This is a genomic window from Amycolatopsis sp. NPDC114503 (assembly GCF_055633655.1).
This window is the reverse complement of sequence record NZ_JBVKDT010000016.1, coordinates 1-15,609: the sequence shown is the minus strand read 5'-3', so window position 1 is coordinate 15,609 and position 15,609 is coordinate 1. Positions and strand designations below refer to the sequence as shown.

At 67.2% G+C, this 15,609-nt stretch carries 26 protein-coding genes; all 26 read left to right on the top strand.

The features are described from left to right. The first annotated feature begins 25 nt into the window (after window positions 1-25). The 26 genes from ACZ7OI_RS42505 (at window position 26) to rplO (ending at window position 15,445) form a co-directional block, all read left to right on the top strand. Window positions 26-178, top strand: coding sequence for a hypothetical protein (locus ACZ7OI_RS42505; RefSeq protein ID WP_470269771.1), 153 nt, complete (start codon window positions 26-28; stop codon window positions 176-178). A gap of 870 nt (window positions 179-1,048) precedes the next feature. Next, window positions 1,049-1,423, top strand: coding sequence for a 30S ribosomal protein S12 (rpsL, locus tag ACZ7OI_RS42500; protein WP_003102113.1), 375 nt, complete (start codon window positions 1,049-1,051; stop codon window positions 1,421-1,423). Next, window positions 1,423-1,893 carry a 30S ribosomal protein S7 gene (gene rpsG / locus ACZ7OI_RS42495; RefSeq protein ID WP_007031033.1) on the top strand — a complete coding sequence of 157 codons (471 nt, stop codon included), beginning with the start codon at window positions 1,423-1,425 and terminating at the stop codon, window positions 1,891-1,893. Before rpsL ends, rpsG begins: the two co-directional genes overlap by 1 nt. A 63-nt stretch (window positions 1,894-1,956) precedes the next feature. After that, window positions 1,957-4,056, top strand: a complete 2,100-nt coding sequence (fusA, locus tag ACZ7OI_RS42490) for an elongation factor G (protein ID WP_470269770.1) — start codon at window positions 1,957-1,959, stop codon at window positions 4,054-4,056. Between the two features lie 129 nt (window positions 4,057-4,185). Further along, complete coding sequence (gene tuf / locus ACZ7OI_RS42485) at window positions 4,186-5,379, top strand: elongation factor Tu (protein ID WP_037816270.1); 1,194 nt, start codon at window positions 4,186-4,188, stop codon at window positions 5,377-5,379. 419 nt (window positions 5,380-5,798) lie between these two features. Next, on the top strand, window positions 5,799-6,104 hold the full coding sequence (gene rpsJ / locus ACZ7OI_RS42480; RefSeq protein ID WP_003102098.1) for a 30S ribosomal protein S10: 306 nt from the start codon (window positions 5,799-5,801) through the stop codon (window positions 6,102-6,104). A 30-nt stretch (window positions 6,105-6,134) separates the two neighbouring features. Next, window positions 6,135-6,785, top strand: coding sequence for a 50S ribosomal protein L3 (gene rplC / locus ACZ7OI_RS42475; protein ID WP_470269769.1), 651 nt, complete (start codon window positions 6,135-6,137; stop codon window positions 6,783-6,785). A gap of 2 nt (window positions 6,786-6,787) precedes the next feature. Continuing rightward, window positions 6,788-7,477, top strand: a complete 690-nt coding sequence (rplD, locus tag ACZ7OI_RS42470; RefSeq protein WP_344270155.1) for a 50S ribosomal protein L4 — start codon at window positions 6,788-6,790, stop codon at window positions 7,475-7,477. Then, window positions 7,474-7,785, top strand: a complete 312-nt coding sequence (rplW, locus tag ACZ7OI_RS42465; RefSeq protein ID WP_009072304.1) for a 50S ribosomal protein L23 — start codon at window positions 7,474-7,476, stop codon at window positions 7,783-7,785. Before rplD ends, rplW begins: the two co-directional genes overlap by 4 nt. Window positions 7,786-7,800: 15 nt before the next feature. Continuing rightward, the gene (gene rplB, locus ACZ7OI_RS42460; protein ID WP_037816266.1) at window positions 7,801-8,634 is read left to right on the top strand and encodes a 50S ribosomal protein L2; all 834 of its coding nucleotides are present in this window, start codon (window positions 7,801-7,803) and stop codon (window positions 8,632-8,634) included. Window positions 8,635-8,652: 18 nt separating this feature from the next. After that, the gene (gene rpsS, locus ACZ7OI_RS42455; protein ID WP_003102083.1) at window positions 8,653-8,934 is read left to right on the top strand and encodes a 30S ribosomal protein S19; all 282 of its coding nucleotides are present in this window, start codon (window positions 8,653-8,655) and stop codon (window positions 8,932-8,934) included. A gap of 28 nt (window positions 8,935-8,962) precedes the next feature. Continuing rightward, window positions 8,963-9,376: a 50S ribosomal protein L22 gene (rplV, locus tag ACZ7OI_RS42450; protein ID WP_344270166.1), complete on the top strand. Its 414-nt coding sequence runs from the start codon at window positions 8,963-8,965 to the stop codon at window positions 9,374-9,376. Further along, window positions 9,376-10,221, top strand: coding sequence for a 30S ribosomal protein S3 (gene rpsC, locus ACZ7OI_RS42445; protein ID WP_370932196.1), 846 nt, complete (start codon window positions 9,376-9,378; stop codon window positions 10,219-10,221). Before rplV ends, rpsC begins: the two co-directional genes overlap by 1 nt. Before the next feature lie 3 nt (window positions 10,222-10,224). Next, the gene (gene rplP / locus ACZ7OI_RS42440; protein WP_009072313.1) at window positions 10,225-10,641 is read left to right on the top strand and encodes a 50S ribosomal protein L16; all 417 of its coding nucleotides are present in this window, start codon (window positions 10,225-10,227) and stop codon (window positions 10,639-10,641) included. Further along, the gene (gene rpmC, locus ACZ7OI_RS42435) at window positions 10,641-10,886 is read left to right on the top strand and encodes a 50S ribosomal protein L29 (RefSeq protein ID WP_009072314.1); all 246 of its coding nucleotides are present in this window, start codon (window positions 10,641-10,643) and stop codon (window positions 10,884-10,886) included. The genes rplP and rpmC overlap by 1 nt, the downstream gene beginning before the upstream one ends. Then, window positions 10,883-11,161 (top strand): 30S ribosomal protein S17, encoded by a 279-nt coding sequence (gene rpsQ, locus ACZ7OI_RS42430; protein ID WP_116204582.1) that lies wholly within the window; start codon window positions 10,883-10,885, stop codon window positions 11,159-11,161. Before rpmC ends, rpsQ begins: the two co-directional genes overlap by 4 nt. Before the next feature lie 75 nt (window positions 11,162-11,236). Continuing rightward, window positions 11,237-11,605, top strand: a complete 369-nt coding sequence (gene rplN / locus ACZ7OI_RS42425; protein WP_004558867.1) for a 50S ribosomal protein L14 — start codon at window positions 11,237-11,239, stop codon at window positions 11,603-11,605. After that, entirely contained in the window at window positions 11,605-11,919 is a 315-nt protein-coding gene (gene rplX, locus ACZ7OI_RS42420) for a 50S ribosomal protein L24 (RefSeq protein WP_033291190.1), read from the top strand. The genes rplN and rplX overlap by 1 nt, the downstream gene beginning before the upstream one ends. A 1-nt stretch (window position 11,920) precedes the next feature. After that, a complete protein-coding gene (gene rplE / locus ACZ7OI_RS42415) occupies window positions 11,921-12,484 on the top strand; it encodes a 50S ribosomal protein L5 (protein ID WP_037816262.1) in 564 nt (187 codons plus the stop codon). Window positions 12,485-12,488: 4 nt separating this feature from the next. Beyond that, complete coding sequence (locus ACZ7OI_RS42410; protein WP_020662790.1) at window positions 12,489-12,674, top strand: type Z 30S ribosomal protein S14; 186 nt, start codon at window positions 12,489-12,491, stop codon at window positions 12,672-12,674. A 106-nt stretch (window positions 12,675-12,780) separates the two neighbouring features. Further along, window positions 12,781-13,179, top strand: coding sequence for a 30S ribosomal protein S8 (gene rpsH / locus ACZ7OI_RS42405; protein WP_116204586.1), 399 nt, complete (start codon window positions 12,781-12,783; stop codon window positions 13,177-13,179). Between the two features lie 16 nt (window positions 13,180-13,195). Then, on the top strand, window positions 13,196-13,735 hold the full coding sequence (gene rplF, locus ACZ7OI_RS42400; protein ID WP_344270191.1) for a 50S ribosomal protein L6: 540 nt from the start codon (window positions 13,196-13,198) through the stop codon (window positions 13,733-13,735). Further along, window positions 13,735-14,136 carry a 50S ribosomal protein L18 gene (gene rplR / locus ACZ7OI_RS42395; RefSeq protein ID WP_116204588.1) on the top strand — a complete coding sequence of 134 codons (402 nt, stop codon included), beginning with the start codon at window positions 13,735-13,737 and terminating at the stop codon, window positions 14,134-14,136. The genes rplF and rplR overlap by 1 nt, the downstream gene beginning before the upstream one ends. A gap of 31 nt (window positions 14,137-14,167) precedes the next feature. Continuing rightward, window positions 14,168-14,815, top strand: coding sequence for a 30S ribosomal protein S5 (gene rpsE, locus ACZ7OI_RS42390; RefSeq protein WP_067583695.1), 648 nt, complete (start codon window positions 14,168-14,170; stop codon window positions 14,813-14,815). Between the two features lies 1 nt (window position 14,816). After that, complete coding sequence (rpmD, locus tag ACZ7OI_RS42385) at window positions 14,817-15,002, top strand: 50S ribosomal protein L30 (protein WP_004558875.1); 186 nt, start codon at window positions 14,817-14,819, stop codon at window positions 15,000-15,002. Then, window positions 14,999-15,445 (top strand): 50S ribosomal protein L15, encoded by a 447-nt coding sequence (rplO, locus tag ACZ7OI_RS42380; RefSeq protein WP_009072329.1) that lies wholly within the window; start codon window positions 14,999-15,001, stop codon window positions 15,443-15,445. Before rpmD ends, rplO begins: the two co-directional genes overlap by 4 nt. Window positions 15,446-15,609: the final 164 nt, after the last annotated feature.

Here is a 15,609-nt window from a genome sequence, read left to right as displayed (position 1 = left end):
CAGGGGAACCGAACGAGGAGGCGACATGGACGGCAGCGAGAACGTCGACCAGCCGGGGGGCAAGAAGACCGGCGGCAGCCATGCCGCGCCGGAGGGGGCTGGAGTGCACCCGCTGATCGATCTGTCGCGCGACCCCAACCCGGGCAAGCCCGACCACGCGAAGCCCGACGAGGACTGACCCGCGGCCCGGCCCGGCGGGTGCACACCGCCGGGCCGGGTTTCGCGGGTCCGCCCAGCCCTGAGGCGGGCACCGTCTCCGGTGAGGTGATTGTCACCCCGGGCGCGGTCCATTGTGGAACATCCGGCGGCTCTTCTTCTTGCCGCCGAAGAATTTCTCTCGCGTTCTTAACGCCGCCGCGAGCCTCGCCCGGCACGCCGAATGCCGCATTGGGGCTTTGGCTTGCCCGATGGGCCTGGGCGCGGTGCCGGAGGTCCTCGCGGACGTTCCGCGGGAGTGGAGAGCACGCGGCCTCTTCGTCCAAGCAGAGTGGATTCCGGAGGCCGGACTCGCTGCCCACGGCACCGTTGAGATGCACCCCACTTGGGGGTACTGAGGCACCCAATGTGGCGGCCGGTGCGCCCCTCGCGCCCAATGCCGCATCGGGGCGGACCGGGCGGGTCCATCTGATGGTCGCCCCGTCCCGGCATGCGAACCCGAGTGCGCTCTGACCGCGGGAACCGGTCCGGGAATAGCGTCCCGGCGCTCGGCGTTCTGCATCCCGGGAAGTCCCGCGCGGTGCCGTCCCAAGGCCCCGATCTGGGGTTACGATGACCGGTCGGCGACCGTAGCGACCCCCCGCCCGGACCGCTCCGCGAGTGGACGGGTATCTTTGGAGACCGTGCCCGGCAGGCGTCGGGCCGCTCCGCGTGCCGTTGGGCATGAGCGGGGTGCTTTTGCACCCGGTTCACCAGCCTCGCCACGTGGGGTTCCGACGGAAAATCCCTCCGGGAAGTTACCGGTCGCGAGACCGTGACGCGGGCCGACACGCCCGACCGCGGGGACCGGTGAAGACACGAAGAAGCAAGATCACGACAGGAAGCTGGTCCATTGCCCACGATCCAGCAGCTGGTCCGCAAGGGCCGCCAGGACAAGGCTGCCAAGCAGAAGACCGCGGCCCTCAAGGGGAGCCCGCAGCGTCGTGGCGTGTGCACCCGCGTGTACACCACGACTCCCAAGAAGCCGAACTCGGCCTTGCGCAAGGTTGCTCGTGTGAAGCTGACCAGCGGTATCGAGGTCACCGCGTACATCCCGGGCGAAGGCCACAACCTCCAGGAGCACTCGATGGTGCTCGTGCGCGGTGGCCGGGTCAAGGACCTGCCGGGTGTTCGCTACAAGATCATCCGCGGTTCGCTCGACACCCAGGGTGTGAAGAACCGTAAGCAGGCGCGCAGCCGGTACGGCGCGAAGAAGGAGAAGAGCTAATGCCTCGCAAGGGTCCGGCGCCGAAGCGGCCGCTGATCTCCGACCCCGTCTACGCCTCCCCGCTGGTCACCCAGCTGGTGAACAAGGTGCTGAAGGACGGCAAGCGGTCCCTGGCCGAGCGCATTGTCTACGGCGCTCTCGAAGGCGCTCGCGAGAAGACGGGCACCGACCCGGTCGTCACGCTGAAGCGCGCGCTCGACAACGTGAAGCCCACCATCGAGGTGAAGAGCCGCCGCGTCGGCGGTGCCACCTACCAGGTGCCGATCGAGGTCAAGCCCGGCCGCTCCACCACGCTGGCGCTGCGCTGGCTGGTCTCCTTCTCGCAGGCCCGCCGCGAGAAGACGATGATCGAGCGGCTGCAGAACGAGCTGCTGGACGCGAGCAACGGCCTTGGCGCCAGCGTCAAGCGTCGCGAAGACACGCACAAGATGGCCGAGTCGAACAAGGCCTTCGCGCACTACCGCTGGTGATGACCGCCCGGCTGCCGATAGAAGCCATGCCGGGCCCCACGTTCGAGACAGGGGAACATTCTCGTGGCACGTGAAGTGCTGACCGACCTCAACAAGGTCCGCAACATCGGCATCATGGCGCACATCGACGCCGGTAAGACCACCACCACCGAGCGGATCCTGTTCTACACCGGGATCAACTACAAGCTCGGCGAAGTCCACGACGGCGCCGCCACCATGGACTGGATGGAGGAGGAGCAGAAGCGGGGCATCACCATCACCTCGGCTGCGACCACCACCTTCTGGAACGACTACCAGATCAACCTGATCGACACCCCCGGGCACGTCGACTTCACCGTCGAGGTGGAGCGCAACCTGCGGGTGCTCGACGGCGCGGTCGCCGTCTTCGACGGCAAGGAAGGCGTCGAGCCGCAGTCCGAGCAGGTCTGGCGGCAGGCGGACAAGTACGAAGTCCCGCGCATCTGCTTCGTCAACAAGATGGACAAGCTGGGCGCGGACTTCTACTACACCCTGCAGACCATCTCGGACCGTCTCGGCGTCCGGCCGCTGGCCATCCAGCTGCCGATCGGCGCGGAGAACGACTTCGAGGGCGTCATCGACCTGGTCCGGATGAAGGCCCTGGTCTGGCGCGGCGAGGTGCAGAAGGGCGACGACTACTCCGTCGAGGAGATCCCGGCCGAGCTGGCCGACCGCGCCGCCGAGTACCGCGAGAAGCTGATCGAGGCCGTCGCCGAGACCGACGACGCGCTGATGGAGAAGTTCCTCGAGGGCGAAGAGCTGACGCAGGACGAGATCAAGGGCGGCATCCGCAAGCTGGTCGTCACCCGCGAGGCGTTCCCGGTCCTGGCCGGCTCCGCGTTCAAGAACAAGGGCGTGCAGCCGATGCTGGACGCGGTCATCGACTACCTGCCGTCGCCGCTCGAGGTCCCGGCCGTCGAAGGCCTGCTGGCCGACGGCGAGACCGTGGTCACCCGCAAGCCGTCGGTGGACGAGCCGTTCGCCGCGCTCGCGTTCAAGATCGCCGCGCACCCGTTCTTCGGCAAGCTGACCTACATCCGGGTCTACTCGGGCAAGGTCGCCGCCGGTGCTCAGGTCGTCAACGCGACCAAGGAGCGCAAGGAGCGCATCGGGAAGATCTTCCAGATGCACTCCAACAAGGAGAACCCGGTCGAAGAGGCCCTCGCCGGCCACATCTACGCGGTGATCGGCCTGAAGGACACCACCACCGGTGACACCCTGGCGGACTCGCAGAACCCGGTCGTCCTCGAGTCGATGACGTTCCCCGAGCCGGTCATCCGGGTCGCGATCGAGCCGAAGACGAAGGCCGACCAGGAGAAGCTCTCCCTGGCGATCCAGAAGCTGGCCGAAGAAGACCCGACGTTCCAGGTCAAGCTGGACGAGGAGACCGGTCAGACGATCATCGCCGGCATGGGCGAGCTCCACCTCGAGGTGCTCGTCAACCGGATGAAGTCCGACTACAAGGTCGAGGCGAACATCGGCAAGCCGCAGGTCGCCTACCGCGAGACCATCAAGAAGACCGTGGACAAGCTCGACTACGTCCACAAGAAGCAGACCGGTGGTTCCGGCCAGTTCGCGAAGGTCATCGTGAAGCTGGAGCCGCTCGAGCGCACCGACGGTGCTCTCTACGAGTTCGACAACAAGGTCACCGGTGGCCGCGTGCCGCGGGAGTACATCCCGTCGGTCGACGCGGGCGCACAGGACGCCATGCAGTACGGCGTGCTGGCCGGCTACCCGCTCGTCGGGTTGAAGTTCACCTTGTTGGATGGCGCGTACCACGAGGTCGACTCTTCCGAAATGGCGTTCAAGATCGCCGGTTCCATGGCGATGAAGGAAGCCGCGAAGAAGGCCGGCCCGGTCATCCTCGAGCCGATGATGGCCGTCGAGGTCACGACTCCCGAGGACTACATGGGTGACGTGATCGGCGACCTCAACTCCCGCCGTGGCCAGATCCAGGCCATGGAGGAGCGCGCCGGTACCCGTGTCGTGAAGGCACTGGTCCCGCTGTCGGAGATGTTCGGCTACGTCGGCGACCTGCGGTCCCGTACCCAGGGCCGGGCGAACTACTCCATGGTGTTCGACTCCTACGCCGAGGTTCCCGCGAACGTCGCGAAGGAAATCATCGCGAAGGCGACGGGGGAGTAACTCCCCCACCGCGCGCGGGCATTAAGGAACTCTCCTGAACGTCCGCAGCAACGACGAAGGAACATTCGTGGGGCAGCAGCCACGCTGCCCCACGAGCACAACGCGAAATCAGTCCAGGAGGACATTCCAGTGGCGAAGGCGAAGTTCGAGCGGAGCAAGCCGCACGTCAACATCGGCACCATCGGTCACGTCGACCACGGCAAGACCACGCTGACCGCGGCGATCACCAAGGTTCTGCACGACGCGTACCCGGAGCTGAACGAGGCCCGTGCGTTCGACCAGATCGACAACGCGCCGGAAGAGAAGCAGCGCGGCATCACGATCAACATCTCGCACGTCGAGTACCAGACCGAGAAGCGTCACTACGCGCACGTCGACGCCCCCGGTCACGCCGACTACATCAAGAACATGATCACCGGTGCCGCGCAGATGGACGGCGCGATCCTGGTGGTCGCGGCGACCGACGGCCCGATGCCGCAGACCCGCGAGCACGTGCTGCTGGCCCGCCAGGTCGGCGTGCCCTACATCGTCGTGGCGCTGAACAAGGCCGACATGGTCGACGACGAGGAAATCCTCGAGCTCGTCGAGCTGGAGGTCCGCGAGCTGCTGTCCTCGCAGGAGTTCCCGGGCGACGACGCGCCGGTCGTGCGCGTCTCCGGCCTCAAGGCTCTCGAGGGCGACCAGAAGTGGGCCGACGCCGTGCTCGAGCTGATGCACGCCGTCGACGACAACGTGCCGGACCCGGTGCGCGAGCTCGAGAAGCCCTTCCTGATGCCGATCGAGGACGTCTTCACGATCACCGGCCGCGGCACCGTCGTGACCGGTCGCGTGGAGCGCGGCCAGGTCAACGTCAACGAAGAGGTCGAGATCGTGGGTATCCGCGAGAAGTCGACCAAGACCACCGTCACCGGTGTCGAGATGTTCCGCAAGCTGCTCGACTCGGGCCAGGCGGGCGACAACGTCGGCCTCCTGCTGCGCGGCATCAAGCGCGAGGACGTCGAGCGCGGCCAGGTCGTCGTGAAGCCGGGCACCACCACCCCGCACACCGAGTTCGAGGGCCGGGTCTACATCCTGTCCAAGGACGAGGGCGGACGGCACACCCCGTTCTTCAACAACTACCGCCCGCAGTTCTACTTCCGCACCACGGACGTGACCGGCGTCGTGACCCTCCCCGAGGGCACCGAGATGGTCATGCCGGGCGACAACACGGACATCAGCGTCGTGCTGATCCAGCCGGTCGCCATGGACGAGGGTCTGCGCTTCGCCATCCGCGAGGGTGGCCGGACCGTCGGCGCGGGCCAGGTTACCAAGATCAACAAGTGACGTCGGCGCCCTGAATTCGGGTCAATACACCCCCGAGTTCAGGGCGTCAACTCACGTGTGCGACACTATTCAGGTTGCTCGTCCTGGGGCGGCCGAATCCTTATCGGTTTTCAATCGACTGGGTTCCGGCCGCCCTGGTATGAGCGGCCACGGTCCGTGGAGCTCTTCCTTCGGGTGAGGCTAGCGGGCAAAGGCCAGTAGGGACGACCGCGGTGCTTGTGCAGACCAGGTCGGCCCGCGGCCTCCTCACGTAAGAGGAAGACCAGGCAAGACGACGATCCTTAGGGATCCGTCTGTGCGGCGGGCGCGACACGCCCGACCGCGTGGACCGGGGACAGGGCCGTTGAACTGCTGAAACCCGGGCTCCGGCCCAGGTTGACGAGACAAAGCGGCACGAGACGACAAGGAACGCAGCCACCATGGCGGGACAGAAGATCCGCATCCGGCTCAAGGCCTACGACCACGAGGCGATCGACACCTCGGCGCGCAAGATCGTGGAAACGGTCACGCGCACCGGCGCCCGTGTTGTCGGGCCGGTGCCGCTGCCTACCGAGAAGAACGTTTACTGCGTCATCCGCTCGCCGCACAAGTACAAGGACTCGCGCGAGCACTTCGAGATGCGCACGCACAAGCGTCTGATCGACATCCTCGACCCGACGCCGAAGACGGTCGACGCGCTCATGCGCATCGACCTCCCGGCGAGCGTCGACGTCAACATCCAGTAAGCGTTGGGCGAGCGGCGGAGATAAGAACTCATGTCTGACAGGCAAATGAAGGGCATCCTGGGCACCAAGCTCGGCATGACCCAGGTCTTCGACGACCAGAACCGGGTCATCCCGGTCACTGTCGTCAAGGCCGGTCCGAACGTGGTGACCCAGGTCCGGACCACCGACAAAGACGGCTACGCGGCCGTGCAGCTGGCGTTCGGCGCGGTCGACCCGCGCAAGGTGAACAAGCCGCGCACCGGCCACTTCGACAAGGCGGGCGTGACGCCGCGCCGGCACCTCGCCGAGCTGCGCACCACCGACGCCGAGACCTACGAGGTCGGCCAGGAGATCACCGCCGAGGTGTTCGAGGCCGGCACTTCGGTCGACGTGACCGGTACCAGCAAGGGCAAGGGCTACGCGGGCGTCATGAAGCGCCACGGCTTCAAGGGCCAGGGCGCGAGCCACGGCGCCCAGGCCGTGCACCGCAAGCCGGGTTCCATCGGCGGCTGCGCCACGCCCGGCCGCGTGTTCAAGGGCCTGCGGATGGCGGGCCGGATGGGTAGCGACCGGGTCACCACGCAGGGCCTGACCGTGCACGCGGTGCGTGCCGAGGACGGCCTGCTGCTGATCAAGGGCGCGGTGCCCGGTCCCAAGGGCGGCCTGCTGTTCGTGCGCAGTGCCGCGAAGGGTGGAAACTGACGATGACGAACGTCGAGCTGAAGACTCCGGCCGGTAAAGCCGACGGCACCGTCGAGCTCCCCGGGGAGATCTTCGACGTGCAGGCCAACGTCGCGCTGATGCACCAGGTCGTGGTGGGCCAGCTGGCCGCCGCGCGCCAGGGCACGCACGACACGAAGACCCGCGGTGAGGTCTCCGGTGGCGGCAAGAAGCCGTACCGGCAGAAGGGCACCGGTCGCGCCCGCCAGGGTTCGACCCGCGCGCCGCAGTTCGCCGGCGGTGGCGTCGTGCACGGCCCCACGCCGCGCGACTACACCCAGCGCACCCCGAAGAAGATGAAGGCCGCCGCTCTGCGTGGCGCCCTCTCCGACCGGGCGCGCGCCGGCCAGCTGCACGTCCTGACGGAACTGGTCTCCGGCGAGAAGCCGTCGACCAAGACCGCCAAGACGGCGATCGCCGCCGCGACCCAGGCCAAGCGCGTTCTCGTGGTCCTGCACCGCGACGAGGAGCTCGCCTGGGTGTCCGCGCGGAACCTGCCGTACGTGCACCTGATCTGGGCTGACCAGCTCAACACCTACGACGTCCTGGTCAACGACGACGTCGTGTTCACCAAGGCCGCTTACGACGCGTTCGTGGCAGGCCCCGTCCGCGGGAAGGTCGTCAAGGCCCTCGCGCGTTCGAGCGAGGTTTCGGAAGGGAGTGACGAGAAGTGAGCTCGGTCGCCATTCCGGACCCCCGCGACATCCTGCTCGCGCCGGTGATCTCCGAGAAGTCCTACGGACTGCTCGAGGACCACAAGTACACGTTCATCGTCCGTCCGGACGCCAACAAGACCCAGATCAAGATCGCGGTCGAGAAGGTGTTCGGCGTGAAGGTCGTCAGCGTCAACACGGCCAACCGCCAGGGCAAGCGGAAGCGGACTCGTACCGGCTTCGGCAAGCGCAAGGACACCAAGCGCGCCATCGTGACTCTTTCGCCTGAGAGCAAGGCGATCGAGATCTTCGGCGGACCCACCGCGTAAAGGACTGAGCTGACAATGGGCATCCGCAAGTACAAGCCGACGACCCCGGGTCGTCGCGGTTCGAGCGTCTCGGACTTCGCCGAGATCACCCGGTCCACGCCGGAGAAGTCGCTGCTTCGTCCGCTGAGCAAGACCGGCGGCCGCAACGCCTCGGGCAAGATCACCACCCGGCACAAGGGCGGTGGCCACAAGCGCGCCTACCGCGTGATCGACTTCCGTCGTCACGACAAGGACGGCGTGCCGGCCAAGGTCGCGCACATCGAGTACGACCCCAACCGCACCGCGCGCATCGCGCTGCTGCACTACGCCGACGGCGAGAAGCGCTACATCATCGCGCCGGAGAAGCTGAAGCAGGGCGACACGGTTGAGAACGGCCCCCGCGCCGACATCAAGCCGGGCAACAACCTGCCGCTGCGCAACATCCCGGTCGGCACCGTGATCCACGCGATCGAGCTCCGCCCCGGCGGCGGCGCGAAGATGGCCCGGTCCGCCGGCGCCCGCGTGCAGCTCGTCGCCAAGGACGGTCCTTACGCCCAGCTGCGTCTCCCCTCGGGCGAGATCCGCAACGTGGACGTGCGCAACCGCGCGACCGTCGGCGAGGTCGGCAACTCGGAGCACTCGAACATCAACTGGGGCAAGGCGGGCCGCAACCGCTGGCGCGGCAAGCGCCCGACTGTCCGTGGTGTCGTGATGAACCCGGTCGACCACCCGCACGGCGGTGGCGAGGGCAAGACGTCCGGTGGTCGCCACCCGGTGAACCCGAACGGCAAGCCCGAAGGCCGCACTCGCAAGAGCAAGCCGTCCGACAAATTGATCGTCCGCCGCCGGCGTACCGGCAAGAAGCGCTGAGCAGGGAGGTAGAAGCACATGCCACGCAGCCTTAAGAAGGGCCCGTTCGTGGACGACCACCTGCTCAAGAAGGTGGACGCTCTCAACGAATCGGGCAAGAAGACCGTGATCAAGACGTGGTCGCGGCGCTCCACGATCATCCCGGACTTCCTGGGTCACACGATCGCGGTGCACGACGGCCGCAAGCACGTCCCGGTGTTCGTCACCGAGGCGATGGTGGGTCACAAGCTGGGCGAGTTCGCCCCGACGCGGACCTTCAAGGGCCACATCAAGGACGACCGCAAGTCGCGCCGCCGCTGAGCGGGCCAGAGAAAGTTAAGGGAAGCAGATGAACGCCCAGTCAAACGCCACGGCCACGGCAGAAGAGCTGCCCACGGCCGTCGCGCGGGCTCGCTTTGTCCGGGACGCGCCGATGAAGGTGCGCCGGGTGATCGAGCTCGTCAAGGGTCGTAGCGTCAGCGAGGCCTTGGCCGTGCTCCGGTTCGCGCCGCAGGCTGCCAGCACGCAGCTCGCGAAGGTCATCGCCAGCGCGGCGGCCAACGCCGAGAACAACCTCCAGCTGGACCCGGAGACGCTCTGGATCAAGTCCGCGACCGCCGACGAGGGCCCGACCCTCAAGCGCATCCGTCCGCGTGCCCAGGGCCGTGCGTACCGGATCCGCAAGCGCACCAGCCACATCACCGTGGTGGTCGAGTCGCGGCCTGCGGAGAAGAAGAGCAACAAGAAGGCAGGTGGCCGGTAGTGGGCCAGAAGATCAACCCGCACGGCTTCCGCCTGGGTATCACCACTGACTGGAAGTCGCGCTGGTACGCCGACAAGCAGTACGCGGAGTACGTGGCCGAGGACGTCAAGATCCGCAAGCTGCTCTCCACCGGCATGGAGCGCGCCGGCATCTCCAAGGTCGAGATCGAGCGCACCCGTGACCGCGTCCGCGTCGACATCCACACCGCCCGGCCGGGCATCGTCATCGGCCGCCGCGGCGCGGAGGCCGACCGGATCCGCGGCGCGCTGGAGAAGCTGACCAAGAAGCAGGTCCAGCTGAACATCCTCGAGGTGAAGAACCCCGAGGCCGACGCGCAGCTGGTCGCCCAGGGTGTCGCGGAGCAGCTGAGCAACCGCGTGGCGTTCCGCCGCGCGATGCGCAAGGCGATCCAGACCTCCATGCGCTCGCCGCAGGTCAAGGGCATCCGCGTGCAGTGCGGCGGTCGTCTCGGCGGTGCCGAGATGTCCCGTTCCGAGCACTACCGCGACGGCCGGGTCCCGCTGCACACGCTGCGCGCCGACATCGACTACGGCTTCTTCGAGGCCAAGACGACGTTCGGTCGCATCGGCGTGAAGGTGTGGATCTACAAGGGCGAGCTGGTCGGCGGCCTGAAGGCTCGCGCCGAGCGCGACGCCGCCGCGTCGGCCGCGGACCGCGCGCCGCGCCGCGACCGTGGCGACCGGCCGTCCCGTCCGCGCCGTTCCGGCGCCTCGGGCACGACCCCGACCTCGACCGAGGCCGGCCGCGCCGCCGCTGCCGCGAAGAGCGACACCGCGACTGAGGCGGCTCCGGCCACCGAGACCGCAGAAAAGACGGAGGGCTGAGACGTGCTCATCCCGCGCAGGGTCAAGCACCGCAAGCAGCACTCCCCGAAGCGCCACGGCGCCGCCAAGGGCGGTACCAAGGTCAACTTCGGCGAGTACGGCATCCAGGCGCTTGAGCACAGCTACGTGACGAACCGGCAGATCGAGTCCGCTCGTATCGCCATGACCCGTCACATCAAGCGCGGCGGCAAGGTGTGGACCACGATCTACCCGGACCGCCCGCTGACCAAGAAGCCGGCGGAAACCCGCATGGGTTCCGGCAAGGGTTCGCCCGAGTGGTGGATCGCCAACGTGAAGCCGGGTCGCGTGATGTTCGAGATCAGCTTCCCGAACGAGGAGACCGCCCGCGAGGCGCTCCGCCGTGCGATCCACAAGCTGCCCATGAAGTGCCGCATCGTGACCCGGGAAGGTGAGTTCTGATGGCTAACGGAGCCGCACAGGCATCCGAGCTGCGTGAGCTCACCGCCGAAGAGCTCGTGCTGCGTCTGAAGGAATACAAGGAGGAGCTCTTCAACCTCCGCTTCCAGATGGCGACCGGGCAGCTGGACAACAACCGTCGGCTGCGCACCGTCCGCACGGACATCGCGCGGATCTACACGGTCATGCGCGAGCGCGAGCTCGGCCTGTCCGTGGCGCCCGACGCCGAAAGTGAAGGTGCCGCATGAGCGAGGCTGCCACCGAGAAGACCGCCCGGAACTACCGCAAGGTCCGCGAGGGTTACGTCGTCTCGGACAAGATGGACAAGACGATCGTGGTCGAGCTCGAGGACCGCAAGAAGCACCCGCGCTACTCGAAGGTTCTCCGCAGCACCACCAAGGTCAAGGTGCACGACGAGAACAACGAGGCCGGCGTGGGCGACCGGGTCACGCTGATGGAGACCCGGCCGCTGTCGGCGACCAAGCGCTGGCGTCTGGTGCAGGTCGTGGAGAAGGCCAAGTAAGCAGGGCTCTTTTGGGAGTCCTTGGTTCCGCAAGGCTCGCGACAGCGAGAACCAGCGCGACATACAGGAGTTGACGTGATCCAGCAGGAGTCGCGGCTTCGGGTTGCCGACAACACGGGCGCGAAGGAAATCCTTTGCATCCGCGTGCTCGGCGGCTCCGGGCGGCGCTACGCCGGCATCGGCGACATCATCGTCGCCACCGTGAAGGACGCCATCCCGGCTGCCGGGGTGAAGAAGGGCGATGTCGTCAAGGCTGTCATCGTCCGCACGGTGAAGGAGCGCCGTCGTCCGGACGGTTCCTACATCCGGTTCGACGAGAACGCCGCCGTGCTCATCAAGAACGACAACGAGCCCCGGGGCACCCGCATCTTCGGCCCGGTGGGCCGCGAGCTGCGCGACCGAAAGTTCATGAAGATCATTTCGCTCGCGCCGGAGGTGCTGTGATGAAGGTGAAGAAGGGCGACACGGTCGTCGTCATCGCCGGCAAGGACAAGGGCGCGAAGGGCAAGGTCATTCAGGCCTACCCCGAGCGGGAGCGCGTGCTGGTCGAGGGTGTCAACCGGATCAAGAAGCACACCCGGATCACCCAGACCCAGCGCGGGGCGCAGTCCGGCGGCATCGTGACGCAGGAAGCGCCCATCCACGTGTCGAACGTGATGGTCGTGGACTCGGACGGCAAGCCGACCCGGGTGGGCTACCGCATCGGCGAGGACGGCAAGAAGGTCCGGGTCTCGCGCCGGAACGGCAAGGACATCTGACATGACCACCGCAGAGAAGATCGTGCCGCGTCTGAAGACCCGGTACCGCGAAGAGATCAAGGGCGAGCTCCAGAAGGAGTTCTCCATCCCCAACGTGCACCAGATTCCCGGCGTCGTGAAGATCGTCGTGAACATGGGTGTCGGGGACGCCGCCCGGGACAGCAAGCTGATCGACGGCGCGGTCCGCGACCTCGCCCTGATCACCGGGCAGAAGCCGGAAATCCGGAAGGCCCGCAAGTCCATCGCGCAGTTCAAGCTCCGCGAGGGACAGCCGATCGGTGCGCGCGTCACGCTGCGCGGCGACCGGATGTGGGAGTTCCTCGACCGGCTGCTGACCATCGCGCTGCCCCGTATCCGCGACTTCCGCGGGCTTTCGCCCAAGCAGTTCGACGGCAACGGCAACTACACGTTCGGTCTCAACGAGCAGTCGATGTTCCACGAGATCAACCCGGACGACATCGACCGCCCGCGCGGCATGGACGTCACCGTCGTCACGACCGCCACCACCGACGACGAGGGCCGGGCGCTGCTGCGCAAGCTCGGTTTCCCGTTCAAGGAGAACTGAGCCGATGGCCAAGAAAGCGCTAGTCAGCAAGGCTTCGAAGAAGCCGAAGTTCGCGGTGCGTGCCTACACCCGTTGCAACCGGTGCGGGCGTCCGCACTCGGTTTACCGCAAGTTCGGCCTGTGCCGGATCTGCCTCCGGGAGATGGCGCACGCGGGCGAACTGCCCGGTGTCCACAAGTCCAGCTGGTAAGGCTCGAAACTCTATTCCCAGTTCGCCACAGGCCCCGCCGCCCCGGCCGGAGACCTCTCCGGCCGGGCGAGGCGGGGAACCAGGCGAGAAAGGTTGACAGGTCACCATGACGATGACCGACCCGATCGCAGACTTCTTGACCCGTCTGCGCAACGCGAACTCGGCGTACCACGACGAGGTCGTGCTTCCGCACTCGAAGATCAAGGCGAACATCGCCGAGATCCTCAAGCGCGAGGGCTACATCGCGAGCTACCGCGACGAGCCGGGCGAGAAGCACAAGAACCTCATCGTCGAGCTGAAGTACGGCCCCAACCGCGAGCGGAGCATCGCCGGCCTTCGCCGCGTCTCCAAGCCGGGTCTGCGGGTCTACGCAAAATCGACCGAACTGCCGTCCGTTCTGGGTGGCCTCGGCGTCGCGATCATCTCGACGTCCGGCGGCCTGCAGACCGACCGTCAGGCCAAGCGCAACAACGTGGGCGGCGAAGTCCTCGCCTACGTCTGGTAAGGAAGGGGGCACAGACATGTCACGCATCGGAAAGCTGCCGGTCGCCGTCCCCTCCGGGGTCGAGGTGACCATCGACGGCCAGAACGTCAAGGTCAAGGGTCCGAAGGGCACCCTGGAGCACACCGTCGCCGAGCCGATCTTCGTCGAGCGCGGCGAGGACGGCACGCTCCTGGTGAAGCGTCCGGACGACGAGCGCACGAGCCGTGCCCTGCACGGTCTCACCCGCACGCTGGTGAACAACCTCGTGGTGGGCGTGACCGCGGGCTACGAGAAGAAGCTTGAGATCCACGGCGTCGGTTACCGCGTGCAGGCCAAGGGATCGGACCTCGAGTTCGCCCTCGGCTACAGCCACCCGGTCAAGATCGAGGCCCCGGAAGGCATCACCTTCAAGGTGGAGTCGCCGACCCGGTTCTCGGTTTCGGGCATCGACAAGCAGAAGGTCGGGCAGACCGCCGCGGTCATCCGCAAGCTGCGCCGCCCGGACCCGTACAAGGGCAAGGGCCTGCGCTACGAGGGTGAGAAGATCCGCCGCAAGGTCGGAAAGACGGGTAAGTGATGAGCGACACGACTACCACGAAGCGCAAGCCGGTCGGCAAGGACATCTCGACCCGCCGCCGCGTCGCCAAGACCCGTCGGCACTTCCGCCTCCGCAAGAAGATCAGCGGCACGCCGGTGCGTCCGCGCATGGTCGTCAAGCGGTCCTCGCGGCACATCACCGTGCAGGTGATCGACGACCTCGCCGGTCACACGCTGGCGTCGGCGTCCACCCTCGAGACCGACCTCCGGTCGTTCGAGGGCGACAAGAAGGCCAAGGCGGCGAAGGTCGGCGAACTGGTGGCTTCGCGCGCCAAGGACGCCGGCATCGAAGCCGTGGTGTTCGACCGTGGCGGCAACGCCTACCACGGCCGCATCGCCGCGCTTGCCGACGCCGCCCGTGAGGCGGGGTTGAAGTTCTGATGCACATGCTCGTGAATGGAAGGAAAGCCTGATGCCGGGACGTACACGGCAATTCGGCGGCGGCCAGGGCGGACCGGGCGGTCAGGGCGGCAACGACCGCAACGACCGCCGCGGTGGCGGCCGGGACCGGCGCGACGGCGGCCGTGGCGGGGCCGGCCAGGACAAGACCCCGCACCTTGAGAAGGTCGTGACGATCAACCGCGTCGCCAAGGTCGTCAAGGGCGGTCGTCGCTTCAGCTTCACCGCCCTGGTGGTCGTCGGCGACGGCGACGGTCAGGTCGGCGTCGGCTACGGCAAGGCCAAGGAAGTTCCCGCGGCCATCGCCAAGGGCGTCGAGGAAGCGAAGAAGAACTTCTTCCGCGTTCCGCGCGTCGCCGGCACCATTCCGCACCCGATCCAGGGTGAGGAAGCCGCCGGTGTCGTGCTGCTCCGTCCCGCCTCCGCTGGTACCGGTGTTATCGCCGGCGGCCCGGTGCGCGCGGTGCTGGAGTGCGCGGGCGTCCACGACGTGCTGTCGAAGTCGCTCGGCTCCGACAACGCCATCAACATCGTGCACGCGACCGTGGCGGCCCTGAAGGGGCTGCAGCGTCCGGAGGAGGTGGCCGCTCGCCGCGGTCTGCCGCTCGAGGACGTCGCCCCGGCCCGGATGCTGCGTCAGCGTGCCGGCCAGGGGGTCTGACATGGCTCAGCTCAAGGTCACTCAGGTCAAGAGCAAGATCGGCACGAAGCACGCTCACCGCGAGTCGCTGCGCACCCTCGGGCTGCGCAAGATCCGCCAGAGCGTCGTGCGTGAGGACACCCCCCAGGTGCGCGGCCTGATCCACACCGTCCGCCACCTGGTGGAGGTCGAGGAGGTCCAGGCATGACCGCCATCAAGATCCACCACCTTCGTCCGGCTCCTGGCGCCAAGCGCGACAAGATCCGCGTCGGCCGTGGTGAGGGTTCGAAGGGCAAGACCGCGGGTCGCGGCACGAAGGGCACCAAGGCCCGGAAGAACGTGCCCGCCGGTTTCGAGGGTGGGCAGATGCCCATCCACATGCGGCTGCCGAAGCTGCGTGGGTTCAAGAACCGGTTCCGCACCGAGTACCAGCCGGTGAACGTGGGCGACATCGCCCGCGTGTTCGCCGACGGTGGCAAGGTCGGGCCGGAGGAGTTGGCTGCCAACGGTCTTGTGCGCAAGGGCAAGCTCGTGAAGGTGCTCGGCAACGGGGACCTGAATGGGGTCAAGCTCGAGCTGACCGCGCATGCGTTCTCTGGTTCCGCCAAGGAGAAGATCGAGGCTGCTGGTGGTTCGGCCACCGTTAGCTGATCTGATTGCGTTTTAGAACGGGCCCGTCCGGCTTTTGCCGGGCGGGTCCGTTTTGTTTGTGGGGGTGGTGGGGCGGCTCGTCGCCTGGCGGCGACGTTGCGCCCGGGGTGGTTGCGTGGGGCACCCCGAAGCTTGATTGTGCTGACGGTTCGGGGGTGCTTGTC

Coding starts and splice junctions, on each gene's coding strand:
- ACZ7OI_RS42505 (WP_470269771.1), top strand. CDS start 26: ATGGACGGCAGCGAGAACGTCGACCAGCCGGGGGGCAAGAAGACCGGC.
- rpsG (WP_007031033.1), top strand. CDS start 1,423: ATGCCTCGCAAGGGTCCGGCGCCGAAGCGGCCGCTGATCTCCGACCCC.
- rpsJ (WP_003102098.1), top strand. CDS start 5,799: ATGGCGGGACAGAAGATCCGCATCCGGCTCAAGGCCTACGACCACGAG.
- rplC (WP_470269769.1), top strand. CDS start 6,135: ATGTCTGACAGGCAAATGAAGGGCATCCTGGGCACCAAGCTCGGCATG.
- rplD (WP_344270155.1), top strand. CDS start 6,788: ATGACGAACGTCGAGCTGAAGACTCCGGCCGGTAAAGCCGACGGCACC.
- rplB (WP_037816266.1), top strand. CDS start 7,801: ATGGGCATCCGCAAGTACAAGCCGACGACCCCGGGTCGTCGCGGTTCG.
- rpsS (WP_003102083.1), top strand. CDS start 8,653: ATGCCACGCAGCCTTAAGAAGGGCCCGTTCGTGGACGACCACCTGCTC.
- rplV (WP_344270166.1), top strand. CDS start 8,963: ATGAACGCCCAGTCAAACGCCACGGCCACGGCAGAAGAGCTGCCCACG.
- rpmC (WP_009072314.1), top strand. CDS start 10,641: ATGGCTAACGGAGCCGCACAGGCATCCGAGCTGCGTGAGCTCACCGCC.
- rpsQ (WP_116204582.1), top strand. CDS start 10,883: ATGAGCGAGGCTGCCACCGAGAAGACCGCCCGGAACTACCGCAAGGTC.
- rplX (WP_033291190.1), top strand. CDS start 11,605: ATGAAGGTGAAGAAGGGCGACACGGTCGTCGTCATCGCCGGCAAGGAC.
- rplE (WP_037816262.1), top strand. CDS start 11,921: ATGACCACCGCAGAGAAGATCGTGCCGCGTCTGAAGACCCGGTACCGC.
- ACZ7OI_RS42410 (WP_020662790.1), top strand. CDS start 12,489: ATGGCCAAGAAAGCGCTAGTCAGCAAGGCTTCGAAGAAGCCGAAGTTC.
- rpsH (WP_116204586.1), top strand. CDS start 12,781: ATGACGATGACCGACCCGATCGCAGACTTCTTGACCCGTCTGCGCAAC.
- rplF (WP_344270191.1), top strand. CDS start 13,196: ATGTCACGCATCGGAAAGCTGCCGGTCGCCGTCCCCTCCGGGGTCGAG.
- rplR (WP_116204588.1), top strand. CDS start 13,735: ATGAGCGACACGACTACCACGAAGCGCAAGCCGGTCGGCAAGGACATC.
- rpsE (WP_067583695.1), top strand. CDS start 14,168: ATGCCGGGACGTACACGGCAATTCGGCGGCGGCCAGGGCGGACCGGGC.
- rpmD (WP_004558875.1), top strand. CDS start 14,817: ATGGCTCAGCTCAAGGTCACTCAGGTCAAGAGCAAGATCGGCACGAAG.
- rplO (WP_009072329.1), top strand. CDS start 14,999: ATGACCGCCATCAAGATCCACCACCTTCGTCCGGCTCCTGGCGCCAAG.